The following is a 3948-nucleotide window of genomic DNA, read 5'->3' on the forward strand; positions in this document are numbered from 1 at the left end:
CTGGGGGAACGAGTTCAAGGTGGGGGATAGCGTTGCGTGGTCCGGAGGCTTTATCCGCTCCATCCGGCACCATGATGTAGATTGTATACTATCTACAATTTTGCGAAAGGGGTTTTGGCCGATATTGCTGATGTGCAGCCTTTATGCCCGCAGCGCCGCACTCACGCGGCCCTGGCTTCACCCGCGGCTTCGATTTGCCGGTAGGCGAAGCCCGCCAGCGCCACATCCTCCAGCCCCACACCCACCGACTTGTAGATCAGGATGTCCGTGTCATTGCCACGCGCCTTCACGCTGCCGGTCACCACATCGGCCAGCTCGACGATCTTGCCCACCGGCAGCACGGCGGGATCCGCCAGCACGATGTCCCCGGCCTCGCGCATGGATTGCGGGCGCCACTCCACCACCAGCCGGGCCGCGCGGGAGAGCGCCACGTCGTCCAGCTCACGGGTATGCGGCAGGCTTGAACCGATGGCCGCGACGAAGGCGCCGGGCTTGAGCGAATGGCCGGAAAACAGCGGCGTGGTGGAGCGCGAGGCGGTGACCACGATGTCGGCATGTGCCACGGCCTGGTCCGGCTCGGCAAAATCGACGGGGATGCCGCACTGCTGCGCCAGGCGCTCGGGCATGGCGGCATCGGCATACGGGTCAGACAGCAGGATGCGCTTGAGCGGCAGGGCGGCGGCGAGTTGGCGGGCATGCTGCACGCCTTGCGTGCCGGCGCCGAACAGCGCGAGCACTTCGGCTCCCGGCCGCGCCAGGTGCCGGGCGGCCAACACCGAACAGGCGGCAGTGCGCAGCCGGGTGATCGCACCCGCATCGAACGACGCCAGCGGCCGGCCGTCCTCGGTGGAGAAAATCAGGATGACAAAGGAAAACTGTCCTTTGATGGTGGTGTAGACCTTGGCGCCGGCCACCTGCTGCTCGGGAATCACCGCGCCCAGCGTGGACAGCTTGACGCCACCGGCCTCGGTGCGGATGCGCTCCTGCATGGCGGCCTTGCCCAGTCCGAAGCTGCGGAAGGCGTCCAGCATCACTTGCTGGGCGTCGGCGGGGCTGACGTGGCGGTCGATCATCTCGTCGGTGATATGCAGCATGGATTATTTCCTGGAGTGACGGGAATGGAGGGGTAACTAAAGGTGAGGCGTCAGGCGGGCAAGGCAAGCTTGACCAGCACGCCAACGGCGCCGGCAGTGCACAGCGCCAGCAGCAGCTTGCGCACGGCCTTGGCCGAAAAGCGGTTCTTGAGGCGATTGGAAACGGCAAAGCCGATCAGCAGCATGGGCGACAAGCTCAGGCTGAGCCATAAATCAACTAGCCCGAAGCGGCCGGCGGCGGCCAGCATCGCCAGTGAAAAAGCCGCGCCGGCACACAGGATGCAGCCGATGGTGGCGCGCAACTGTGGCGGTGGCAGGTGTTGCATAACGATGGCAAAGGGCGGGGCGCCCGCCGAGGTGACCGTGCCCATGAAGCCGGACGCGGCGCCCGCCACGGCCATGTTGAGGCCGGATGCCTGCACCCGCCAGCCCAGCAGGCTAAGCGCCACCGCGGCCAGGATCGACAGCGCGAACACCAGCGCCAGCAACCCGGCCGGCAACTGCGTCATCGCCGCTACCGCCACCACCGTGCCGGCGGCGCGGCCAACCAGGGCGTTGCCCGCCGTGCGCCAGGCAATGGCACGGAACTCGCGTATCGCACCCAGCAACGAGACCAGCCCGCCCATGGCAAGCAAGGGACCCGGAGCCAGTTGCGGGAAGAACAGCACGGCCACCGGCGCCGACACCATGGAGAAGCCGATCCCGCCTACGCCCTGCAGGCAGGCACCTACCAGGATCAGCGCGCCCATCATGCCGAATTGCCAGGCGCTGATGCCGGCGGGAAGAAGGGAGGTAAGCGTCATGGCGGATTGGATTGAAGTCTGGGGTTGCGCCCGGCGCCCCGTCGTGTGGCATCCTGCTGGCGCTTCATATTGGTATACAGTCTACATAAAATTCAATGAGAAGGCATCCAGAACCGACGGGGTAGGTGCCGCCGGCTTGCAAAAGGTGCTGAAATCCCCGTTTGAGCGCGGAAATATAAGGGTTTGCACCAGATTGGGTGGATTCCCTAGCTCAGGCAGATTTCGCTTGTTTTGATGCAGATCAAGAATATAGTATACGTTAATGGGGCAGCTATAGCCCCGCAAGACAAAGACGACGGTCTCTACAGATACAGATCCAAGGGGAATACATGCAACACGAAGCGGTGATTGGCGCGGCACACTGGATCTACTTATTGGGCGTGGCGGTGATCGTCCTGACCATGATCCTGCGGGCCAATGTGGTCGTACCGTCGATTCTTGGTACGTTCCTGGTGGTGTTCGCGCTGACCGGTAGCCCGGTCTCGGCGCTGGGAGGCATTTTTTCGGCAAGCCTGGTGGCGGCCAAGGAGTTGTTCAACATCTTCCTGGTCATCGCCTTCATGACGGCGCTGCTCAATTCGCTGAAGACGCTGCGCTCGGATATCCGGATGGTGGAGCCGTTCCGGGTGGTGATGAAAAACGGCCATTCCGCGTTCTTCATCCTGGCTGGCATTACCTACGTGATTTCGCTGTTCTTCTGGCCTACGCCCGCGGTGCCGCTGGTCTCGGCCATCCTGCTGCCGGCAGCGATCGCCGCGGGGCTGCCGCCGCTGGCGGGCGCCATGGCCATTGCGATTGCGGGGCAGGGCATGGCGCTTTCGTCCGACTATGTGATTGGCGTGGCGCCCGGGATCAGCGCCAAGGCCGCCGGCGCCGCGGTCAGCGCGGTGGTGGTAGCCGATCGCGCGCTGGTGCTGTCGATCATCACCGGCGCCATCGCGCTGGCCCTCGCTTATCTGTCCATGCGCAAGCACATCGTGCCTGCCAGCGGCACCTTGCTGACCAATTGGCAAGCGCGCGCGGGCGGCGCCGTTGAAAAGATCGAGCACGCCGGCACCTTCGACAAGGCCGAGATCGCGCGCGGCACCAAACACGACGAGCCGCTCGTCACCGATGCCAATATCGAGCGCAGCCTGGCGATGGTGGCGCTGCGCCGCGTCAAGTGGTCGAAGTGCTTTGCGGTGGTGACGCCGCTTGCCTTCCTGGCGGTGGTGGCCGTGATGGTGCTGCCGAAGATGGGTTCGGGCCTGCCGGAATTGAAAGGCGGCGATGCCGCCGCGCTGGTCGGCGGCGTTGCGGCGCTGTTGATGATGCTGGCCACGCTGGCTGCCGAAGGTCCGCGCAAGATGCTCGACGTGTGCCCCGAGCACATCACCGATGGCTTTGTCTTCGCCTTCAAGGCAATGGGCTCGGTGCTGCCGATCGCCGGCTTCTTCTTTGTCGGCGCCGGCGAGACCGCGGCGCAGATCCTGGGCGTCAGCGCCGACAAGGCGCCCAGCCTGCTGTTCGAGCTGATCCAGGCTTACCAGCACATGATTCCGGACAACCACGTGCTGGTTGCCTTTGGCGTGCTGCTGGTGGGCATGATCACCGGCATCGATGGCTCGGGCTTTGCCGGCCTGCCGCTGACCGGCACGCTGGCCGGCGCGCTGGGCCCGGTGGTGGGCTTCGATTCCGCCACGCTGGCGGCAATCGGGCAGATGGGCGCGGTCTGGACGGGCGGCGGCACGCTGATCGCCTGGTCCTCCCTGATCGCGGTGGCCGGATTTGCCCGGGTGCCGGTGCTCGATGCGGTGCGCGCCTTGCTGGTGCCGGTGCTGATCGGGCTGTGCGTATCCACCGTTTGCGCCATGTTCCTCTGGCGCTGACCCGGTCGCATTGAGTGACAAAAAGCGAGGCCATCCGTGCCTCGCTTTTTTATTTCCGAAGCTGCGAATACCGTCTTCCCAAAAACAGTAGATAGTATACAATCTACATCATGGTGCCGGATGGAGCGGATAAAGCCTCCGGACCACGCAACGCTATCCCCCACCTTGAACTCGTTCCCCCAG

General features: G+C 64.6%; 3 protein-coding genes. 1 reads left to right on the forward strand and 2 read right to left on the reverse strand.

All coding sequences use genetic code 11. The features are described from left to right. Positions 1 to 161 precede the first annotated feature (161 nt). Positions 162 to 1094, reverse strand: coding sequence for an ornithine cyclodeaminase family protein (locus ACYP5B_RS14270; protein WP_400096925.1), 933 nt, complete (start codon positions 1092 to 1094; stop codon positions 162 to 164). A 50-nt stretch (positions 1095 to 1144) separates the two neighbouring features. After that, a complete protein-coding gene (locus tag ACYP5B_RS14275) occupies positions 1145 to 1897 on the reverse strand; it encodes a sulfite exporter TauE/SafE family protein (protein WP_318238618.1) in 753 nt (250 codons plus the stop codon). Positions 1898 to 2226: 329 nt separating this feature from the next. On the opposite strand from ACYP5B_RS14275, the gene ACYP5B_RS14280 reads away from it, so the two are divergent. After that, complete coding sequence (locus ACYP5B_RS14280) at positions 2227 to 3765, forward strand: hypothetical protein (RefSeq protein WP_318238617.1); 1539 nt, start codon at positions 2227 to 2229, stop codon at positions 3763 to 3765. Positions 3766 to 3948 lie beyond the last annotated feature (183 nt).

Source organism: Cupriavidus sp. 8B, assembly GCF_054589115.1.